The following is a 20843-nucleotide window of genomic DNA, read 5'->3' as shown; positions in this document are numbered from 1 at the left end:
TCGACCCTCCTCGCCCGCTAGGAGCGGAAGACCAGCAGCAAGTTGTTCGCGGGCATGCCATGGCGCTCCCGCAGGACCAGTCCGGCCCGCCGCGCCTCTGCCGCCACCTCGTCCAGTTGGCGGATGCCCCAGGAGGCGTCGCGGGCCCGCAGGCTCCGGTCGAAGGCCAGATTGCTCGGCGCCGGCGGAACATCCGCTTCGAAATAGGGGCCGTAGGTGATCAGCAGGCCGCCGGGAACCAGGTGCCGCGCGGCGCCATCCATGAGGGCGGCGCATGCCGCAGCCGGTGAGATGTGCAGCATGTTGGCGCAGTAGATGGCGTCGAAGCGCTGGCCCGCGTCGAGCGACAGCCAGCGGGGCGACATCACGTCCAGCAGCAGCGGCGGCCTGAGGTTGGCCAGCCCCGACTGGGCCACCCGCTCGGCGATCGCGGGCAGCATCGCCGCGTCCGCGTCGCTGGGCTGCCAGTCCCATTGGCCGAGTGCCGCGGCGAACCACGCAGCATGCTGGCCGGTGCCGGAGGCGATCTCGAGGGCGGCACCGCGCTCGCCGAGGACGCGGCGCAAGACGTCGAGGATGGGCTGCTTGTTGCGGTCGGCGGCCGGGCTGCTTGGAAGGTCTGCCATCCTGGTCGGGCGATCAGCCCTCTATTGCCGGGCCATCGCCATGTGCAGGGCATCCTCCGGCGCGATCAGATGGTCCACGCTCTCTGCGGCATCGGCGATGGCGAGCTGCACGCCCTTGACCCGCCCGTTGAACGCGTTGTCCTTCGGTCCGTAGTCGGGGGACACCGGCGCGCCGCTGTCTTCGCCCACATCGCAACCGTCGTCCGCCGAGAAGACCATCGCCTGGGTCATCGGAACGGAACCCTCGCCGGCCTTCTTGCCGTCGACGAACAAGGTCACCTCACCGCCCTTGCCGAGACCGCCGCCGGCGTAGGCGAACTCCATGCGCACCTGGTGCTCGCCGGCCGGCAGCGGCGCTGCGGCCTCCACGAAATAGTGGTTCACCCCCGCCAGGTTGTAGCAGTACTTGAGCTTGCCCTGGTGCACGTAGAGGCTCCAGCCCCCGATGTTCGCGCCCTGGGCAACGATCACGCCGTGCGCGCCGGAGCCCGGGACCTCGATCTGGGCCGTGACGGAGTGCGATTTGTTCTTGATGTTGAGCACGCAGTTCTCCGACAGCCGGCTCATCCCGCCGAGCAGCAGCTGCGTCTTTCCCCTGATCAGGACGGGCCGGCCCGCGGTGTCGGGATTCAACTTTTCGACCACCCGGTCGTCGATGGGCAACACCTTGTAGCGCGAGGCCTCGATCAGCCACAGGCGCTGCAGATCGTGCAGCTTGCCGGGCATCTGCTTGGACAGGTCGCGGGCCTGGCTCCAGTCCTTTGTCGTGTCGTAGAGCTCCCAGACGTCGTCGTCGAGCGGCACGGTCTTGCGACCCACGAGGACCCACGGCGTCCCGTGCTTGGTGACGGCCGTCCAGCCCTTGTGATAGATGCCCCGGTTGCCGAACATCTCGAAGTACTGCGTCTCGTGCCGTTCCGCCGCATTCGCGTCGTTGAAGGTGTACAGCATGCTGACGCCCTCGAGCGGGTCTTGCGGCACGCCGTTGACCTCGACCGGCTCGGGCAGGCCTGCCGCCTCGAGGATCGTCGGCGCGATGTCGATCACGTGATGGAACTGCGAGCGCAGCTCGCCCTTGGCCTGGATGCCCTTCGGCCAATGGACGATCGTCCCGTTGCGTGTGCCGCCCCAATGGGAAGCCACCTGCTTGGTCCATTGGTAGGGCGTATTCATGGCGTGGGCCCAGCCCACGGCATAGTGGTTGTACGACTCCGGGCCACCCAGCTTGTCGTAGCGGGCCATCAGGAACTCGGGCGTTTCGAGTGCGGCCAGTCCGTTGAAATTGGCCATCTCGTTGTAGGCACCGTTCAATGTGCCCTCGGCGGAGGCCCCGTTGTCACCGACGATGTAGTAGACGAGCGTGTCGTCGAGGATGCCGAGCCTCTCGAGGCTGTCGAGCAGGCGGCCCACATGATGGTCGGTGAACTCCATGAAGCCCGCGTAGACCTCCATCTGCCGGCGCAGGATCGGCTTGAGCGCTTCCGGCATCGCGTCCCATGCGGGAATTTCCTCGTGCCGTGCAGTGAGTTCGCAATCGGCCGGGATCACGCCCAGGGCTTTCTGCCGGGCGATGGTTTCCTCGCGCAGCCGGTCCCACCCCTGGTCGAACTTGCCCTTGTACCTGTCGGCCCACTCCTTGGGTACGTGATGGGGTGCGTGCGTGGCGCCGGGCGCGAAGTAGGCGAAGAACGGCTTGTCGGGCGCCAGCACCTTCTGCTGCCCGATCCATGACATGGCCTTGTCGGTCATGTCCTCCATCAGGTGATAGCCCTCCTCGGGGGTCTTCTTCGGCTCGACCGGATTGGTGCCTTCATACAAGCTCGGATACCACTGGTTGGCTTCGCCGCCGACGAATCCGTAGAAATACTCGAAGCCGCCACCGCCGGTGGGCCAGGCGTCGAACGGGCCGACCGAACTCGTCTCCCACACCGGCACCTCATGGCATTTGCCGAACTGCGCCGTCGAGTAGCCGTTGAGCTTGAGCGTACGGGCCAAGGGGGACATGGAGTTGGGAAGCACCGAGCTGTAGCCCGGGGCCCCGGTGGCGATTTCGGTGATGCCGCCCATGCCGCAGGAGTGGTGGTTGCGCCCGGTCAGCAAGGCCTGTCGCGTGGGCGAACACAGCGCGGTGGTGTGGAAGCGATTGAACTTCAGCCCGCGGGCGGCCAGCTTTTCCGCATTCGGCGTCTGGCAAGGGCCGCCGAAGGCACTGGACGAGCCGAAGCCGGCATCGTCGATCAGGATGATCAGCACGTTGGGTGCGCCCCGGGGTGGGCGCAGTTGATCGATCGGCGGAAAGCGGGTGTCGGGGTCGCGCGCGTCGTAGGTGATCAGGCCGGGCCTGGACGTGTTGCGCATCGGCAGATGCGTACGAATTCGCGCTTCATTCAAATCCTGCTTGTTCGGCTTGGCTTGAGTGCTCACGACCTTCTCCTCGATGGATTCGATGGAGCGTTTTCACATGCGGACGCGCCCGCCCCTGGCGCCTCCGCTTTCGGGTGGAGGCGAAAGCGTACGCGAAACCCGTCCCGTCCGCCACAGGAAATTCCGGCCGCATCGCGGCCGCCTGGCGATCTATGTGGGCGCGAACAGATTCCGGCGCCCCACCTCCGCCGGGCTGCGAACCCCGATCAGCGCCATGTTGCGCATGATCTCGGACGCCAGGATGCCGATGGCGTGCGCCACGCCGGGCTGCCCCGCCACCGCGCCCGCGTAGTTGAAGGGCCGGCCGACGAAGACGAACTTCGCGCCCAGCGCCAGCGCCAGCAGTACGTCGTTGCCGCGCCGGAAGCCGCTGTCGATCATCACGGGATAGTCGTTGCCCAGCGCCTCCACGACCGCGGGCAGCACTTGCATCGGCGACACCGCGCCATCGAGCTGCCGCCCGCCATGGTTCGACAGGATGATGCCGTCGGCACCGTGCTCGCGCGCCTGCAGCGCATCGCCGGTTGCGAGAATGCCCTTGACCACCAGCCGCCCCCGCCAGCGACGCCGTATCAATGCGAGGTGCTCCCAGTTCAGGTGGTCGCGGGCGCCGAAGTCGCGCAGCACGCGCGACGAGAGAATCGGCGCGCCGCGCGTGGACTGCGAGTTCTCGAAATGCGGCATGCCATGCAGCAGCAGCGTGCGCAACGCCGTCCCGCACAGCCAGCCCGGATGCGTGAGCCCGTCCAGCGCCAGCCGCAGGCTCGGACGCAGCGGCGTGGAGAAGCGGGCGCGGATGTTGTTCTCGCGGTTGCCCGACACCGGTGTATCGACCGTGACCACCAGCGTGCCGAAGCCCGCCTGCTCGACCCGGTCCAGCAACTTGAGGATGCGCTCCGGCTCGCCGGGCACATAGGCCTGGAACCAGGCGGCCGGGTTGGCACGCGCGACCTCCTCCATCGGTATCAGCGACGTGCCGCTGAGGATCATCGGCACATCTGCCGCCGCCGCGGCCCGCGCCTGCACCAGGTCGCCGCGGTAGGCCGACAACGCGCTGATGCCCATCGGCGCGATGCCGAACGGCGCCGCGTAAGTCCGGTCGAACAGGTGCGTGGCGAGCGTGCGGCCGGAGGTGTCGGTCAGGATGCGGGGCAACCACGAGAAGCCGTCGAAGGCACTGCGGTTCGCTCGCAGCGAGCGATTCGATTCGCAGCCGCCGCTGACGTAGGCAAAGATCGGCGCGGGCAGGAAGCGCCGTGCGGCCTGCTCGAAGTCGTCCAGCGACAGCACGCGGCGCAGCCGGCGCGGCAGCTTCGGTGCGCCGCTGCCGGCGGGCGCCGATGAACTCGGCGCCGCGAAGCGCTCCAGCCCGGGCGATGTCGTGGTCATGGCGGCACTCACACCGGCAGGCCCTTGGCGCGCAGCGTGGCGTCGAATCGCTCCGGGTCGGACTTGCCGGCCTGGTTGTCGGCACGGATCTTCGCTTCCTTCACCAGATGCGCGCGGCTGCGCGCCAGGATGTCGGCGCACTCCGCCGCGGGAATGGCGATGACGCCATCGGCATCGCCGACCACCAGGTCGCCGGGCAGCACGGCCAGGCCCGCGCAGGAGACCGGCACGTTGATCTCGCCGGGGCCGTCCTTGCTCGGACCGCGATGCGTGTGGCCGCGCGCGAAGATCGGCATGCCCTCCTGCGCCCATTCGCACAGGTCGCGCACGGCGCCGTCGATCACCAGGCCGCCGAGCCGCTTGAAGAGGCAGGTGGTGCGGATCAGTCCGCCGACCAGCGCCTGCGACACGTCGCCGCCGCCATCGATCACCAGCACGTCGCCGGGCTGCACCATCATGAGCGCCTTGTGGATCATCAGGTTGTCGCCGGGCCGCACGCGCACCGTGACGGCCGGGCCGCACAGCACGGTGTCGAGCCGGGCGTGGTACTGGCGCAGGCCGATGGTGCCGACATTGCGGCTCATCGCGTCACCGATCGCCGCGACCGGAATATCGCGAAAGGCGGCGACGACGTCGGCCGACGGCCCCTCGGCGCGGGGGTGGATGCGGTAGCCGGCAGGCCACTGGACGGTTTCGTTGCTCATGGAATGGAATCTCCGAGGGCGGACAGGGATCAGGCAAAGACCTGGGGGTTGACGCAGGCGGATGGATCGACCGGCGCGCCTTGAAGCCAGCCGAGCACGTTGCGCGCGGCGCCGCTCGCCATGCCCGCGAGCGCGGCCGGGGTGGAGCCGCCCACATGCGGTGTCAGCACGACGTTGGGCAGCGCGGCCAGCGGGCTGCCGGCCGGCAGGGGCTCGACCGCCATGGTGTCGAGGCCCGCCGCACGCAGCTGGCCGCTTCGCAGCGCGGCGACCAGCGCCGGCTCGTCGATCACTTCGCCGCGCGCCGTGTTGACCAGCATGGCGCCGCGCCGCATGGCTTCGAACTGCGCTGCGCCGAGCAGGTTGCGGGTGTGCGGGTTGAGCGGCACGTGCAGGCTGAGCACGTCGACCTGCGGCAGCATCGCGGCCAGCGACGGCATCAGCCGCACGCCGTCGACCGGACACTGGCCGCCCGCCAGCGCCGGGTCGAAGGCCATGACTTCCATGCCGAGCGCCAGGCAGACCGTGGCCACGCGCTGGCCGACCTGGCCGAAGCCGACCAGCCCGAGCGTCTTGCCATGCAGCTCGACGCCATCCTGCGCCCGCGACCAGCGGCCCGCGTGCAGCTCGGCGTCCATCCAGCCGATGCGGCGCGCGGCCGCGAACATCAGGCCCAGGGTCATCTCGGCCACCGACTGCGCATTGGCGCCCGGCGTCACGTAGACCGGGATGCCGCGCGCCGTGGCCGCGTCGACCTCGATGTTGCTGACGCCGACACCATGCTTGGAGATGACCTTCAAGCTCGGACAGGCCGCGATCGCGCGGGCCGAGAGCCGCACCGTGCGCGAAATCACCGCATCGACCGGCTCGGTCGCCATGATGCGTTCGACTTCCTCGGCGCTGTCGGGGTCGGCGAGGTAGATGACGCGCGCGCCGCCCTGCGCCAGCAGCTCGGCGCCGGCCGGCGCCAGCTTGGGCGCCGTGACCAGGATGGTGAAGTTCATGTCAATCCAGCTTGATGTTGGCTTCGCGGATCAGCGCGCCCCATTTCTGGTGCTCGCTGCGGATGTAGTCGGCGAACTGCTTCGGCGTGCCTTCGGCCGCCGCCGTGCTGCCTTCGAGCGCCAGCTTCTCGATCACGTCCGGGCGCTTGAGGATCTTCTGCACCTCGCTGTTGATGCGCTCGACCACCGCTTGCGGCGTGCCGGCCGGCGCGACCAGGCCGGTCCATGTGATCGCGTCGAAGCCCGGATAGCCCAGCTCGGCGACCGTCGGCACCGCCGCCAGCTGCGGCACGCTCTTCAGCCGCTGCGGCGAGCTGATGGCCAGCGCGCGCACCTTGCCGCCCGCCAGCTGCGGGATCGCGACCGGCGTGTTGGCGAAGTTCAGTTCCACCTGGTTGCCGAGCAGGTCGGTCATCGCCGGGCCGGCGCCCTTGTACGGCACGTTCAGGATCCGGATGTCCGCCCGGCGCTCCAGCATCTCGCCGGCCAGGTGGCCCACGGTGCCGTTGCCGGCCAGGCCGATGCGCAGCGACTCCGGCTTGGCCTTCGACGCCGCGACAACGTCGGCCAGGGTCTTGTACGGCGACGACGCGTTCACCAGCAGCACCACCGGCTGCGATGCGACCGCCGCGATCGGCGCGAAGTCCTTCAGCGGGTCGAAGGGCATCTTGGCGTACAGCGCCGGGTTGATCGCCAGGTTGGCGGTCTGGCCGAGGCCGAGCGTGTAACCGTCGGGTGCCGACTTGGCGACGGCGTCGAGCCCGATGTTGCCGCCCGCGCCGGGCTTGTTGTCGATCACGATCACCCAGCCGGCCTGGGTCGAGAGCTTCTCGGCCACGAGGCGGGCCACGAAATCGGTGCCGCCGCCGGGCGGGAAAGGCACCACCAGCTTGATCGGCTTGGCGGGCCAGGCGGTCTGGGCAAAGCTGCTGCAGGCGAGCAGCGCGAGGGCGGCGCCTGCCAGCCAATGGGGTCGACGGGTCATGTTCATGGTGGTTGTTGTCTCCTGTGGATGGACGCATTCTGGAAACTTCAATTCATTCCGTCCATTCGATAATGTTCATCCACCGATTCTTCGGAGTTATGAATGGACATCCACCTTCGGGACTTGAAGTACTTCGAGTGGTGCGAGCAAATAGAGTGCAAGAACGTGAAATAGAGTGCCTAAACTCTGGTCTCATTTCCCCTGGAGTCGACAAATAGAGTGCCGAACTGAATCCACGGGGCTTCGCGACGCCTGATGCCGTCGGTTGTAGGCCGCGGGCCGGGGCGAGCCATGCTTTTGGCGCGCATGATGGCCACGTTGCTTGCTTGGGGTTCTCCTCGAAGAACTTCATCACGAAGTGGTGGGCAACCGTGACGACCACCGTTTCATTCCGTGTTCGGCAGCTGGTCCTTGGTCTGACCGAGAAGCGCGCTCGCGTCGGCCTGAACGACCAAGGAGTGCCTCGCCCCGATTCTGAGCAACAGACCGAACGGTTCGCGCAGCAATTCCACAACCTGACGATGCTAGCGATGCACGATGGGATCTTCCGAGGCAAACAGACGATGCTCGCCGGCATTGATGCGGCCTCGATCAGGATAGCGGCCAGTGCGAACCCCGGACTCAGGTCCCACTAGCGCGCAGGAATGGCTCGACGAGCGGCGCTGCAGATCGCTCCTGAACCGCCACATCGATTGCTACAAGCGGTCGAGACTGGTGCCGGCGGGCGGGTGCCCCCATTCGTTCAGCTCCCGACAGGACCGTGATGCCCACTCGTTTGCTGGAGATGGCGCGCACCGCATGGACGCGGGATGGGGTCATGGGGCACTCGCCTGATGAGAACGGTTCGCCAACCTTTGATCGCGCGCCCGCTCAGCTTCAAGCGAAATTGCGGATGTTGATGAGTCGTGGATTGCTCACCTGGCGAGCGTTTCGCCGGTCGCTTGGCCGTTAACTCACGCAAGGGGCAACGGTGCTTGCGCTTGCAACCAGTCCTTGAATCAGCCGCAGCCGCGCCGACGACCGCAGCCACGTGATCCCGAACCGACGAGCTTCCGAAGGAATCGGCAACGGAATCTTCGCGATGCGCTGCCCGTCCAGCAGCGGCGACGCGATGTCCGGCACGATCGATACGCCGAGGCCACGGCCCACCATCATGGCGGTGGCCAACAGGGAGCTCAGTTCGAAGCGCTCCTGCGGCACGATGCCGGCGGCGCGCAGGTAGCGATCCGCCTGCTCGCCACCGCCGAGGTTGCGGTCATAGCGGATCAGGGGCGAGGTGCGCAGGAGTTCGTGCGGATCGCGCCGCGCCATCCGGTTCGGTGCCAACAGCACGAGCGGTTCCTTCCGCAACAGCGACCAGTCGAAGGTTTTCGGAACCAAGAAGTTGGGATACAGGCACACCGCCGCGTCCAGTTCGCCCTCCCGCCTCCCCTAAACAAAGGTTCAACACGCCCAACCATCTGGGGAGGCCCTCGACCCGAAAGCTCTAGACCGCTTGCGTTTCGCATTCGGGCAACCGTGCGCGCCAATCCCCAGAGGTCGAATCGCTCGACCGCAGGGCAATACACCCCAACTGCAGTGCCCGGCATTCTTGCTCCCGAGGTGTGAACATTTGCGGTCACGCCCGAATGCAGCCACTAGTTGCCAAAGGGGTCCCAGCCGTGAACTACCTGCCTGTCGTCCTCATCACCGGCGCGCTGACCGGCATCAGCCGCGCCACTGCTCTTGCCTTCGCCCGTGAAGGCCATCGCATCGCCGTCAGCGGCCGACGCGACGAAGCCGGCCAGGCGCTCGCAGCCGAGCTGCGCGCGCTCGGCGCCGAAGCCGAGTTCATCCGCGCCGACGTGCGCTTCGAAGGTGAAGTGCGCAGCTTGGTCGAACAGGTCGTCGAGCGCTTCGGCCGTCTCGACGTGGCGGTGAATATCGCCGGCGCCGAGGGGCAGGCCGGCCCAACCACCGAGCAGTCGGCCGCCAACCAGGCGGTCCTTGACCAGCTCAAGAAGACCTTCGGTAAAGTGCCTCATCTGTATGCGACGTTCGCGCGCTCCGAACACGCGCTGGGTGCCTATCTCGCACTGCAGAACGCCAAGAGCAGCATCGCCCGGATGCGCGTGAGGGAGTAACAGTAAACCTTGTGTCAGCGCGGCCAACGCCTCTCCTTACTGCCGTAGTCCCGTTCGTCGAGCCCGACCGCCACACCACCAATGAGCAAGCGAAGTCGCAGAGAGTCCACCTAGTGACAGGGTTCTCGAAAGGCGCGTCGCCCGTCACGCAGCGACGCGTCCGCGTCCGTTCTCTTCACGGTCACGAGAACAAAAAGCGGCCGACGGCGCAGAACGACCCTGATCGATCTGAATGTCTTGAAGCGGGATCGGCCGGAAATGGCGAATTTGCACTGCCGAGACTCCGCAGATGCTTGGTTCCTCAGCGCCGGCGACCTAAGGGCGCCAACACCTCCACCGTCCAATCGACGAAGGCGCGCAGCTTAGCGCTCGGGTGCCGGCTCGACGGGTAGGCCACCGACACGGGAAGCGGCGGTGGTTCCCAGTCGGCCAGCAACTCGACCAGGGCCCCGCTCTCGACGTGCGGTTGCGCCATGAATGCGAAGGTCTGCGCAACGCCGAGCCCGGTCAGTACGGCCGTCAGGTGAGCCGTGCTCTCGTTGACCGCGAGGACGGTTTGGCCATTGATTTCGATTCGTTCGTCGCCGCGCTCGTAGCACGGCGGAACGTGGCGCCCGGTTCGCGAGGAGAAATAGCTCACGACTTGGTGCCCGTCCAGCAGATCGGCCGGCGTCTCAGGAGTGCCGTGGCGTTTGAGGTAGTCGGGCGTCGCACAGGTCATGTAGGGCATCTGCGCGACGCGGCGCGCTACCAGCGACGGGTCACTTAGCACGCCGCCGCGGAGTACGCAATCCACCCCTTCGCCAATCAGGTGGACAGACCGGTCGCTCACGCCGAGCTCGAGCAGGATGCCCGGATAGCGCGCGTGGAACGCCGGCAGCCTCGGGATCAGGATCCGGTTGGCCAGCGAGGAGCCGATGTCCACGCGCAGGCGGCCCCTGGGGCTGGTCTGTGCGTTCGTCAGATCGGCCTCGATGTCGTCGATCTCCGCCAGCACCCGCGAGGTGCGCTCGTAGTAGGCCGCGCCCTCCGGGGTCACCGTTACCCGCCGCGTCGTTCGCTGCAGCAGCTTCACGCGCAAGTGGCTCTCGAGTTGCTGGACCAGCTTGGTCACGCTGGGCTTGGGAAGCTGCAACAAATCGGCCGCGCGGGTGAACGTGCCGGCTTCGACGACCCGGGCAAAAACGCGCATGGCTGCGATCTGGTCCATGACCGGATTATTAACGAACAGGAAATAGATATGTCTTGATCACCGTCTTGGTCGACGAAGGGTCTGCTCCCACACTTCATGCCATCGCAACACAACCTTCTGGAGCATCCCATGAGCAAACCCCTCAACAAAAAAGTCGCCCTCGTCACCGGCGGAACGCGCGGCATTGGCGCCGCCATTGCCCGCCGCTTGGCGCAAGACGGCGCCGACGTCGCCATCAGCTACTCGAACTCAGCAGCACGCGCCGACGCGCTGGTCAAGGCGCTGGAGAACCTTGGCGTTCGCGCAGCGGCATTCCAGGCCGACCAGGCCGATCCCCTGCAGGTCGAGGCATTGGTGAACAAGACGGCCGAGCACTTCGGCCGGCTCGACATCCTGGTGAACAACGCAGGCGTGTTGGTGGTCGGCCAAGTCGGCGCGCCCGACAGCGACATCGCGGCCTTCGACCGCCAGTTCGCGATCAACGTCGGCGGCGTAGCTGCCGCCGTGCGCGCAGCGGTTCCGCTGATCAGCGACAACGGTCGCATCATCTCGATCGGCTCCGGCGCCGGCGACCGCTCGACCTGGCCGGGCGTAGCCGACTACTCGGCCACCAAGGCGGCAGTAGCCGCTTACAGCCGCGGCTGGGCGCGCGATCTCGCGTCGCGCGGCATCACCGTCAACACGGTACAGCCGGGCTCGATCGATACTGAGTTGAACCCGCTGGACGGCGACTTCGCCGCCGTGCAGAGGGCCGCGATCCCGCTGGGCCGCTTCGGCCTGCCGGAAGAAGTCGCGGCGTCGGTGGCCTTTCTGGCCGGTCCCGATGCCAGCTTCATCACAGGCATCACGCTCGACGTCAACGGAGGCGCTGCGGCATGAGCCGAAACGATATGGCTCGGAGCCGATCGAGATAGCCAAAGGTCCCGATTTCCCTCATCAGGTTTAGCAGTACGGCCCCGTTCTGCTGCTGATGAAAGATGCCTCGTCCGCCGAGGCCTCCTTCTCAGCCGGATCCATCCACATAGTGTGATGAGCTCCATGAGCAAAAGCGAAGCCCATCGACTTGAGGCGTCGCCTCGCCGAGACGCCTCCACCCAGGACCCGGAATTGCGCTTGAGCGCGTCCGGACTCCCGAGGCCACGCATCGTGCTCACCAAGACCCTTCGCCGCAGCATGCCGAAAAAGAGCCCCCTCAGGGGGCCTGGCGAACCGGCAGCGCGTTCAGGCCGCGATACACCAGATTGCCGCTCCAGTTCGGTTGGGCGTCGACGAGTTCCAGTTGGGGAAAGCGCCACAGCAGGCGGGCGAACACGATTTCTGCCTCCAACAGGGTCAAGCTGGCGCCAATGCACACGTGCGCTCCAGCACCGAAAGACAGCAGGCCCCCAGGGCGGCGCGCCAGGTCCAAGCGATCGGCCTGTTCATATCGCGCCGGGTCGCGGTTGGCGGAGGCGATGAGCGCTATGACCAGGTCGCCGCGGCGCAGTTGCCGGCCATGCAGCACGAGATCAACCGCCACCCGGCGGCCGGTGTACTGCACCGGACTGTCGAAGCGGAGCAGTTCGCGCAAGGCACCTGGCAACAGGGCGGGCTCCTGCTGCAGGCGCTGCCAACCTTTACGATCGGACAGCAGCGCCTGAAGGCCATTGCCAAGCAGGTTGCGCGTGGTCTCGTGCCCGGCAAACAACAGCATCGCGCATTGGGAGAGCAACTCGGAACCGGGCTGAATGGTGCCCGCCTCTTCTGCTCGCAGCAGCCGGCTCACCAGGTCGTCGCCCGGCGCGCGACGGCGCTGCGGCAGGAGCTGCTCGAAGTAGGCGCTCATCGCTAGCAAGCTGGTGCGCGCGCGCCGCGCGAGCTCAAGCGAGGGCACGGGCGCGCCGATGAAGGCGGCCAGATCGTCGGACCAAGTAATGAACTCGCCTCGGTCGTCCGCGGGGATGCCCATCAGCAACGCCATCACTTCGGCCGGCAACGGGCGCGCCAGTGCCTGCATGAAATCGAAGCCTGCGTGCATATCCACGGCATCGAGCAAGTCATCGACGCGAAGCTCGATGGCCGGAACGAATTGGCGCAGCACTTCGTTTCGAAAGCCCGCATTGAGCACGCCGCGGATGCACGTGTGGTCCGGCGCATCGAGAAACAGCATCGCCCGCGCAAAGAGTTGCTGGAAGTCCTTCAGCTCGGCGCGCGCCGCCTCATCCTGCATCACCCAGCCGCCGGTGCGCTGCGCAGAAAAGCGTTGAGCATCGCGCAGTACGGCCTCCACGTCGGCATGGCGGGTCAAAAGCCATGCGCCGCCGAAGAACTCTTCGCTCCAGTGTATCGGGCCGGCCTCGCGCAGCGCGGCATAGGTGGCATAGGGATCGGCGCGAAACGCCGCGTCGACCATCGGCCGCCCGAGCGGGCCGGGCACCTTCGCCCATACCGCGCTCACGGCCTGCCTCGCGTCTTCAGGCGCGGGCGCTTGAAGAACGCGCAGTTGCGCTCGGCCTGAGGATTGCTCGTGATGAGCAGCTCGTCACCGTAGAAGATCGAGTTCGTGCCGGCGAAGTGCGCGGATTGTGGACAGCAGTCGCACTCTTCAGCGCATCCACCCGTCTTGATCGACAGCAGCGTCGAAATCTGCGCTTCGGAGGAGTCGACGTGCGCGCGATACACATGCTGGGCGCCAAACAGCGTGTCGATGAACGGCAACTCGCGCAAGGCCCGGACCTCCGAGACGCGCCAGCGAGGGTTCGGACACGGTTCGAGACTTGAGGCCGAAGTACGGAGCGAAGACAGGAAGGTGGTTGCGGTGGTGCTCATGTCAGGGGCAGGTAGCCAGCCACCCGTCACAAGAGTGAGTGGCCAACTCTGGATACAAACCGCGCCGAGGGCGCTGGGAGACATCGGATCGAAACGGTTCCTCAGGACAAGCCGAACAAGAGCTGCAGCGCGGCATCGTCGAGCTGGGCTGCCACGGCGGCAGGGTGGGGGCTCGTCAGCCGTGAAACGACGCCCAGGCACGGGGCCTGGTGGCGCCGACCCAGCTCATGGCGGAGGGTGGCGAGGTTGTCGTCGCGGTGAAGCATTGCGGGATCGACAGTGTTCGCTACCCAGCCCGCCAGCCGCAGCCCGCGTGATCGGATCGCCTCGGCGCTGAGCAGCGCATGGTTTATGCACCCTAGTCGTAGCCCGACGACCAGCACAACCGAAAGCCCTAGGTCCATTGCGACGTCGGCACTGTCGAAATGGAGGCCCAGCGGCACGCAGAAACCGCCGACGCCCTCGACGATCAGACACTCGGCGCGTGCCGCGAGTGCATTCGCTCCCTGCAGCAATGCAGCACGTTCTATGCCGCGGCCCTCGAGCGCTGCCGCAATGTGCGGAGCACAGGCGGCCTTGAACTGGAAGGGGCCGACCGCGGCGTCGGTCAACGCCACCGAACTCGCATCGCGAAGTGCGCCCACGTCCTCGTTAGCCTGCTTTCCTTCGATCAATTGGGTACCAGCGGCCACGGGCTTGTAGCCGGCACAGCGCTGTCCGCGCATGCCAAGCCAGTGCAACAGCGCGGCACTGATGCGTGTCTTGCCGACTTCGGTGTCGGTACCGGTGACGAAGCAACCGCGCAGCGCCACGGCAGTCATTGCCGGCCCCCCGCCGCCGCTCGCGACAGTGCATCGGCCAGGATCTGCACGTCTTGCGACGTGTGCGCCGCACTGAGCGTGATGCGCAAACGCGCCGTGCCTGTGGGCACCGTCGGTGGACGAATCGCTGGCACCCACAGGTCCTGCGCATCGAGCGACGACGCGAGGGCCAGCGCAGCGGCATTGTCGCCGACGATCAGCGACTGGATCGCGGTGGCCGAATCGGTCAGACGCCACCCAAGATGGGAGAACCGTTGTATCAACGTCGTAAGACGATCTCGAAGCATGCCGATCAGTTGGCGCAACCGCGCGCGCCGCGCCTCTCCCTCTTCACCTTCGATCAGCCGAAGGCTGGCGCACAAGGCATGTGCGATCGCTGGCGGCGCGGCGGTGGTGTAGATATAGCTGCGCGCTGACTGCACCAGCCAGTCGATCACTGTCGGGTGGGCCGCCACGAATGCCCCACCCAAGCCCGCGGCCTTTCCGAGGGTCCCCATGTAGATCAGCCGCTCGCTGCGCAGGCCAAAGTGCGACAGGCTGCCACCGCCTCGTTCGCCGAGTACGCCGAAACCATGGGCATCATCGATCACGAGCCAAGCGTCGTGCGCGTCGGCCAGCGCCAGCAGCGCCGGAAGATCGGCCAGGTCGCCGTCCATGCTGAAGACGGCATCACTCACGATCAATTTGATCGGCGTATCACAGCGCGAGAGGTGGCTCTTGAGCAGGTCGAGTCGGCCGTGAGGGTAGCGCTGCAGCCGCGCCCTCGCCAGCAACGCGCCATCGACCAGCGATGCATGGTTGAGCCTATCCGCAATGATCGTCGCGTTCCCGTCTCCTAGCGCGGTGAGCAGCGCGAGGTTGGCCATGTAGCCGGTACAAAAGGTCAGCACGCGAGCCTGTGGAATGGAGCGCGACATCCATCGCGCGAGTTCGTCCTCGAGCAGGGCATGGGCGCGAGAATGACCGCTGATCAGATGCGACGCGCCGCTGCCGACACCGAAGCGCCGAGCGCCCTCCGCGATCGCTTCGATCAGCGCCGGATGGTTCGCCAGTCCCAGGTAATCGTTGCTGCAGAAGGCCAGCATACTGCGCGTAGCTGCACCCTGCCCCATGCCAGCCACGGTCACCTGCTGGCGTGGCGCGCAGGGCGACTCGGCGGTGCGACGCTCTCGGCACAGCACCTGCGACTCCACTTCACGCAGTCGGTGGTTCAGGTGTTCGATGAGCATGAGCGTTTTCTACGGGGGTCACAGCATCCAGCGTTTGCGCCACGCGCTGCGCCAGCCAGGCGGCGAGCTGATCGTCCAGCACATAGGGCGGCATTAGGTAGACGGTGCGACCAATGGGTCGAATGAGCAGTTCGCGCTCGCGACCGGCGAGATGAAAGCGCTCGGCGAAGCGATCGCCCACGAAGGCCTCGCGCACGTCGAAAGCCCATATCATCCCGCACTGCCGAAAGTGCTCCACACGCGGATCGTCCTGCAGGGGCGCGAGCGCAGAACTCAGCACTTCGGCCCGTTGGCGGTTCCGCTGCAGAACGTCGTCCTGTTCGAAGCGGTCGAGCACCGCGAGAGCCGCACGGCAGGCCAGCGCATTGCCAGTGTAGGAATGCGAATGCAGGAAGCCCCGCGCGACGTCGTCATCGAGGAAGGCCTCGTAGATCGCGGAGCGAGTCATCACTAGCGACAGCGGCAGTGTGCCGCCGCTGATGCCCTTGGACAGGCAGACGAAGTCGGGCCAGATCGCGGCCTGCTCGCATGCGAAGAAGGTGCCGGTGCGTCCGCAGCCGACCGCGATTTCGTCGGCGATCAGGCTCACCTGGTAACGGTCGCACAAGCTACGCGCCGCGCGAAGGTAGGCCGCGTCGTGCATCGCCATACCGGCGGCGCCCTGTACCAGCGGCTCGACGATCAGCGCCGCGATGCTCCCATGACGAGCGTCGAAGAGCGCCTGCAGCTCGGCCGCGGCCCGCGCTGCCACGTCCGCTGCGCTCTCACCGGGCGCGGCTTGTCGCGAGTCAGGTGACATCACTTGGTGAGCGCGCATCAGCAGTGGGTCGTACGCGTCGCGAAATACCGCAACGTCAGTGACCGCAAGCGCTCCCAGCGTCTCGCCGTGGTAGCCCTGGCGCAAGCAGACGAACTCCCGCTTGTTCGGACGTCCCCGGTTGCGCCAGTGATGAAAACTCATCTTCAGCGCGATCTCGACCGCCGAAGCGCCATCACTGGCGAAGAAGCAATGGCCGAGCACGCCGCCGGTCAGGGCCGACAGGCGCTCGGCCAGCTCCACGGCAGGTGCATGGGTACAGCCGGCCAGCATCACGTGAGGCAGTCTGTCAAGCTGGTCCTTTAGAGCTGCGTTGATCCGCGCATCGGCATGGCCGAACAGGTTGACCCACCAGGAGCTCGTGGCGTCGAGGTAGCGCTGACCCTCATAGTCGAAGAGCCACGGGCCTTCACCGCGCGCAATCGGCAGCGGCGGCACGACCGCCGCGCGCTGCATCTGCGTGCAGGGATGCCAGACGGAGCGCAGGCTGCGTTGCTGCCAAGAGTCGTCGACGCCAACGGGCATATGCATGCCGTGAAACAGCATCGACGTGCGGACAGTGCGACTCATGAGGCCTGGATACACGAGCGGCCGGAGCCGCTGGTGCAACGGGATTCAACTTCTTTCGTCATGAAGACGTTAGGTGGACTTGACCACGCGGCCAGGCAACTTGCCGGTGGACTCTCCATTGCGCCGGACGACCTCCCCGGAGAGAATGGTCGCGACATAGCCGTGGGCCCCTTGCATAAGGCGTTTTCCGCCTGCAGGAAGGTCCTCTAGCATGCTTGGTCGGCGCAGACTTAGCCGATCAAAGTCGATGATGTTCAAGTCGCCTTTCATGCCGGGCATGATCACCCCACGATCATTCAATCCCACCATGCGCGCTGTGTCAGAACTCTGCCTCTTGACAAGTTCGCTCAGCTCAAACTTGTCAGCTCCGCGGTCGCGTCCCCAGTAGCTAAGCAGAAACGTGGGGAAGTTGGCGTCGGAGATATAACTCACATGGGCACCTCCATCACCAAGACCAGGCACAGTCAGAGGGTGGGCGATCATCGCTCGACATGCGTCGAGGCTGAACCCGGCGTAGTTCGTCATGGCCACGAACAAGAACGACAAACCATCGTCCCGCAACAACAGGTCGAGTGCCACCTCGTAGTTGCAGCGACCCTCTCGTTTTGCGATCGCCGCCACCGAATCTTGCCATCCGGGTTCGTAGTTGGGCACCGTGTCGAAGGGAAACATGAGATTGAACTGAGTCAGCGGACGCGAAGCGGCCAACCGTTCGTCAACCCCGCTGTTCTCCGATAGCAACTGACGCCGGAACTCGGGATTTCGCAGCACAGTGAGCTTTTGAGCAAGCGGTAGATGCGCAATAGGCTTGAACGAAGGGTGATCCGAAAATGGATTCTGGCTACCTTGGAGGCCCATCAAGACACCCGCGGGCCTCGGCGCCACCTGAGCCCTGATAGGCAATCCGTCACGATGCGCCTGTTCCAGCAGCGCCAATCCTTCCTTCCAACCATCTGGATCGTTGTGGCGCTGCGAGAGGGTGAACGAAAGCGGTCGGCCCGAAGCAACGACCAGGCGACGCACCATGTCAAACTCGCTCTTGCGATCAGGCGTATCCCAATCCGACACGTACTGCAGGACGCCTCTTCCCGCATCCTTCAAGCCCATCGCAATGCCGAGCAACTCGTCTTCCGTTGCGCGAAGGGTGGGCGTCACATTGCCGTCGATCGAACGGTGGTGAATCGTGCGCGATGTGGAGAATCCGACGGCACCTGCCCGTATTGCTTCGGCGGCGAGCGTCCTCATGGCCGCTATGTCCTCCGAAGTTGCCCTCTCATGTTGCAGCGCGCGATTGCCCATCACATATACGCGTAGCGCAGCGTGCGGCAACTGTGCGGCGAGATCAACGTCACGAGGCCGCTTGCCGAGCACCTCAATGTAGTCTTTGAACGAATGCCAGTTGAAATCGAGGCCTTCGTGCAAAGCCGCGCCCGGAATGTCCTCCACTCCTTCCATGAGATTGATGAGGGTCTCGCGGTCCTCTGCCTTGACGGGTGCAAAACCGACCCCGCAATTGCCCATCACGGCAGTGGTTACCCCATGCAACGACGAAGGCGTGAGATACGAATCCCATACAGACTGCCCGTCGTAGTGCGTATGCACGTCGACGAAACCAGGTGTGACCAGCAAACCTCTGGCGTCGATCTCTTCGACACCCTTCCCCGGCACGGAGCCGACAGCAGTGATCTTGTCGCCGGTGATAGCGACGTCTGCTTCACGCAATGAGCCGCCAAGTCCGTCGGCAACCGTGCCGCCACGGATGATCAGATCGTGATTCGCGTTCTTGAACATACAAACTCCAATGAATTTCAACTATTGGCGGCCACTCAAGCAACGCGGCTTCAGGAGCGACCGTAAACTGGAACGATTGCACCGGTCGTCACACAATTTGCAGACGAGGCGAGGAATAGAATCGCCGCTGCGATGTCTTTGGCACTAGGCCATGAACAATGATTGGCGCTCGGCCATGAACGATGGTTGGCGCTCGGCATGGCCGTTCGGTTGGCGGGCGTGTCTATGATCGACGGTGCTACAGCATTCACGAGGATGCCGCTGTGCTTGAGTTCTTCGCCCGCAGCAATAGTCAAGGCGACAACTGCAGCCTTGCTGGCAGCATAGGCACTCATGCCGCTGCCCATTCTTGGCTCCAACGCAGCACGAGCGGCGACGTTGACGATCCGCCCGCCATCGTTGCCGAACACTCGCGCGGCGGCACGGCTGCACAAGTAGGCACTCACGTAATTGACTTCGATCATCCGCATCAACGTTGCCTTGTCTGTATCCATCAGTGGACACATGGAGAAGCCGCCGGCAATGTGGATCGATGCCCAGAGGTCCTTGGTCCCCTTATAGATGCGGGCAACGTCCGGTTCCTTCGTCAGGTCACAGCCCTCCATGAGTTCCACACGATTGCGGTATTCAAAGTTACCCATCTCAGATGAATCAAAGACAGGCACTCGAACTCGGGCACCAGCGTCGAGCAGAGCGCCTGTGACTACCGATCCCAATGCGCCTGTACCACCAGTGACGACGACCAATCGGCCACCAAAATCGAGCATGCAAAGTTACCCTACAGTTGAAATCGAAGACGTCGACACGCAGTCCCAAACCTCTCAAGCTAGTGCGCCACTAGATCGAGCATCAGACCGACGCCTTGGCAGCGGCGGCAGCAGTCGGCTCGAAGGCCAGGACGTGTTCACGGGGCTTTGTGCATCCCTTCACTCGAGCTTGAGATTCAGCGGACGGATCGCGGAGGCCCAGCGCTCGGTCTCCTGGACGATGAATTCATTGAGGCTGTCCAGCGTGTCGAATGACAGAGGCTCGGACGCCGTATCCGCAAGCATCTGCTGATAGCGCGGCGTCGCAATGGCAGCGCGGAATGCGCGCTCGAGCTTGGCGACAACCTCAGGTGGCGTTCCGGCTGGCGCGCCGTATCCCCACCACGGGCTTGGCATGCCCTGCACGCCCGACTCCGCGAAGGTAGGCGTTTCAGGGAGTTTGGCCATGCGTCGCTGTGTGCCGACCGCGATGATATTGGCTTGGCCCGCCTGCATCATGGATACCCCGTGAGTGGCCGAAGTGATGAACAAGTGAATGCGGCCCGCAGCCAGGTCAGTGCTCGCTTGGCCTGGATCCCTATATGCCACGCCCTCCATCTTGATACCAGCAACGGCTTGCAGGCGTGTTGCCATCAGATGCGGACTACCTCCGACGCCCCAGTATCCATAGTTGAACTTACCGGGATTCGCGCGCGCCAGTTCAATGAATTCATGCGCGTTCTTGACCGGCAACGCCTTGCTGACGACCATAACCAGCGACAGAGTGCCACCCAGCGCGATGGGGACAAAGTCCGAAGGCTTGTAGTTGACGTTGCGGAATAACAGAGGATTGTTGTACTGCTGAACATTCAACAACAGCAGCGTATAGCCATCCTTTGGCGCCTGCGCAACCTGATTGGCCGCAATCATCGTCGCCGCTCCGGGCTTGTTTTCCACTATCACTGGTTGGCCCAACTCCTTGGAGAGCTGGTCAGCCAAGATACGTGTGCTCACCTCGATGCCAACGCCCGGACCAAATCCTGTGACGATCTTGATCGGCCGGCTGGGAAATTCCCGTTCGGCAAGCGCCGGAGCCAGACCGACAAAGGGAGCGGCGAAGAGGGCGAGGGTGACCGCCCGACGTTTGGTCGAATCCATTTGAAAGGTCTCCTAGTCTTATCGGTTATTCCACGGGCCCAGCGTTCTTGCAAAACTTGCGTAGCCTCACGTTCGCTCTGGTCACGCCATGCAAGCAGGAGCGCGTATCGCGAACCCCACGTAGATCGGCCGTTGTCGGGTGTCGCTGTCAACGAAGCCGGCGCGACCAACAGGCCATGTGCAAGACTTGGACTATGTGATTCGTGATTTCGAACTTTATATCGATATTAGGAACAGGTTACCACGGCAAGGTTCGAAGTCAAGCCTTCGCACCTTGACTATCTGACGGAAGACATCGCAGGTCGGTAGCATCTGGCTGACAGCTTGCGCGTGGGCTACCTAGGTGGGCGAATCTAGAATCTGCGGTTGACCGCATGTCCGTTCGGGGTGAACAAATGCGTGAACCTGTCGGCCCGACGATCAATGAATAGCCGCTTTGTGCGGCTTGTAAATCAC

The 20843-nt window shown here is 65.0% G+C and carries 16 protein-coding genes and 3 pseudogenes; 3 read left to right on the top strand and 16 right to left on the bottom strand.

What is annotated here, in order from left to right:
• Positions 1 to 17: 17 nt before the first annotated feature.
• The 6 genes from QTI68_RS25950 to QTI68_RS25925 form a co-directional block, all read right to left on the bottom strand.
• The gene (locus QTI68_RS25950; RefSeq protein ID WP_286525752.1) at positions 18 to 626 is read right to left on the bottom strand and encodes a DUF938 domain-containing protein; all 609 of its coding nucleotides are present in this window, start codon (positions 624 to 626) and stop codon (positions 18 to 20) included.
• Positions 627 to 647: 21 nt separating this feature from the next.
• Entirely contained in the window at positions 648 to 3050 is a 2403-nt protein-coding gene (locus QTI68_RS25945) for an arylsulfatase (protein ID WP_286525750.1), read from the bottom strand.
• A 150-nt stretch (positions 3051 to 3200) separates the two neighbouring features.
• A complete protein-coding gene (locus QTI68_RS25940) occupies positions 3201 to 4439 on the bottom strand; it encodes an alpha-hydroxy acid oxidase (RefSeq protein WP_286525748.1) in 1239 nt (412 codons plus the stop codon).
• A gap of 8 nt (positions 4440 to 4447) precedes the next feature.
• Positions 4448 to 5143 (bottom strand): RraA family protein, encoded by a 696-nt coding sequence (locus tag QTI68_RS25935; protein ID WP_286525746.1) that lies wholly within the window; start codon positions 5141 to 5143, stop codon positions 4448 to 4450.
• 29 nt (positions 5144 to 5172) lie between these two features.
• On the bottom strand, positions 5173 to 6147 hold the full coding sequence (locus QTI68_RS25930; RefSeq protein WP_286525744.1) for a hydroxyacid dehydrogenase: 975 nt from the start codon (positions 6145 to 6147) through the stop codon (positions 5173 to 5175).
• Position 6148: 1 nt separating this feature from the next.
• Positions 6149 to 7132, bottom strand: coding sequence for a Bug family tripartite tricarboxylate transporter substrate binding protein (locus QTI68_RS25925; RefSeq protein WP_286526085.1), 984 nt, complete (start codon positions 7130 to 7132; stop codon positions 6149 to 6151).
• A 371-nt stretch (positions 7133 to 7503) separates the two neighbouring features.
• Here QTI68_RS25925 and QTI68_RS25920 point away from each other — a divergent pair, with 371 nt between their 5' ends.
• Positions 7504 to 7767: a hypothetical protein gene (locus tag QTI68_RS25920; RefSeq protein WP_286525742.1), complete on the top strand. Its 264-nt coding sequence runs from the start codon at positions 7504 to 7506 to the stop codon at positions 7765 to 7767.
• 313 nt (positions 7768 to 8080) lie between these two features.
• Here the strand turns inward: QTI68_RS25920 and QTI68_RS25915 are convergent.
• Positions 8081 to 8557 (bottom strand): annotated as a pseudogene (locus QTI68_RS25915) (LysR substrate-binding domain-containing protein); the annotation flags it as partial.
• A 203-nt stretch (positions 8558 to 8760) separates the two neighbouring features.
• On the opposite strand from QTI68_RS25915, the pseudogene QTI68_RS25910 reads away from it, so the two are divergent.
• A pseudogene (locus QTI68_RS25910) lies at positions 8761 to 9114 on the top strand (SDR family NAD(P)-dependent oxidoreductase); the annotation flags it as partial.
• Positions 9115 to 9556: 442 nt separating this feature from the next.
• Here QTI68_RS25910 and QTI68_RS25905 read toward each other — a convergent pair.
• Positions 9557 to 10465, bottom strand: a complete 909-nt coding sequence (locus tag QTI68_RS25905) for a LysR family transcriptional regulator (RefSeq protein WP_286525740.1) — start codon at positions 10463 to 10465, stop codon at positions 9557 to 9559.
• Between the two features lie 111 nt (positions 10466 to 10576).
• On the opposite strand from QTI68_RS25905, the gene QTI68_RS25900 reads away from it, so the two are divergent.
• Positions 10577 to 11326 carry an SDR family NAD(P)-dependent oxidoreductase gene (locus QTI68_RS25900; protein ID WP_286525738.1) on the top strand — a complete coding sequence of 250 codons (750 nt, stop codon included), beginning with the start codon at positions 10577 to 10579 and terminating at the stop codon, positions 11324 to 11326.
• 313 nt (positions 11327 to 11639) lie between these two features.
• Here QTI68_RS25900 and QTI68_RS25895 read toward each other — a convergent pair whose 3' ends face one another.
• The 8 genes and pseudogenes from QTI68_RS25895 to QTI68_RS25860 form a co-directional block, all read right to left on the bottom strand.
• A complete protein-coding gene (locus QTI68_RS25895) occupies positions 11640 to 12884 on the bottom strand; it encodes a cytochrome P450 (protein ID WP_286525736.1) in 1245 nt (414 codons plus the stop codon).
• Between the two features lie 116 nt (positions 12885 to 13000).
• Positions 13001 to 13255 (bottom strand): annotated as a pseudogene (locus QTI68_RS25890) (biotin synthase BioB); the annotation flags it as partial.
• A 101-nt stretch (positions 13256 to 13356) separates the two neighbouring features.
• The gene (gene bioD, locus QTI68_RS25885; RefSeq protein ID WP_286525734.1) at positions 13357 to 14076 is read right to left on the bottom strand and encodes a dethiobiotin synthase; all 720 of its coding nucleotides are present in this window, start codon (positions 14074 to 14076) and stop codon (positions 13357 to 13359) included.
• Positions 14073 to 15305: an 8-amino-7-oxononanoate synthase gene (bioF, locus tag QTI68_RS25880; protein WP_286525732.1), complete on the bottom strand. Its 1233-nt coding sequence runs from the start codon at positions 15303 to 15305 to the stop codon at positions 14073 to 14075. Before bioF ends, bioD begins: the two co-directional genes overlap by 4 nt.
• Positions 15271 to 16668, bottom strand: coding sequence for an adenosylmethionine--8-amino-7-oxononanoate transaminase (gene bioA, locus QTI68_RS25875; protein ID WP_286526082.1), 1398 nt, complete (start codon positions 16666 to 16668; stop codon positions 15271 to 15273). The genes bioF and bioA overlap by 35 nt, the downstream gene beginning before the upstream one ends.
• 93 nt (positions 16669 to 16761) lie before the next feature.
• Entirely contained in the window at positions 16762 to 18483 is a 1722-nt protein-coding gene (locus QTI68_RS25870) for an N-acyl-D-amino-acid deacylase family protein (RefSeq protein WP_286525730.1), read from the bottom strand.
• A gap of 50 nt (positions 18484 to 18533) precedes the next feature.
• Entirely contained in the window at positions 18534 to 19250 is a 717-nt protein-coding gene (locus QTI68_RS25865) for an SDR family oxidoreductase (RefSeq protein ID WP_286525729.1), read from the bottom strand.
• 159 nt (positions 19251 to 19409) lie between these two features.
• Positions 19410 to 20387, bottom strand: a complete 978-nt coding sequence (locus QTI68_RS25860) for a Bug family tripartite tricarboxylate transporter substrate binding protein (protein WP_286525728.1) — start codon at positions 20385 to 20387, stop codon at positions 19410 to 19412.
• Positions 20388 to 20843: the final 456 nt, after the last annotated feature.

Origin of the sequence: Variovorax sp. J31P207 (genome assembly GCF_030316965.1) — a bacterium.
In the GTDB taxonomy this organism is placed as follows: Bacteria; Pseudomonadota; Gammaproteobacteria; order Burkholderiales; family Burkholderiaceae_C; genus Variovorax; species Variovorax ginsengisoli_B.
This window is presented reverse-complemented; position numbering and strand designations above follow the sequence as displayed.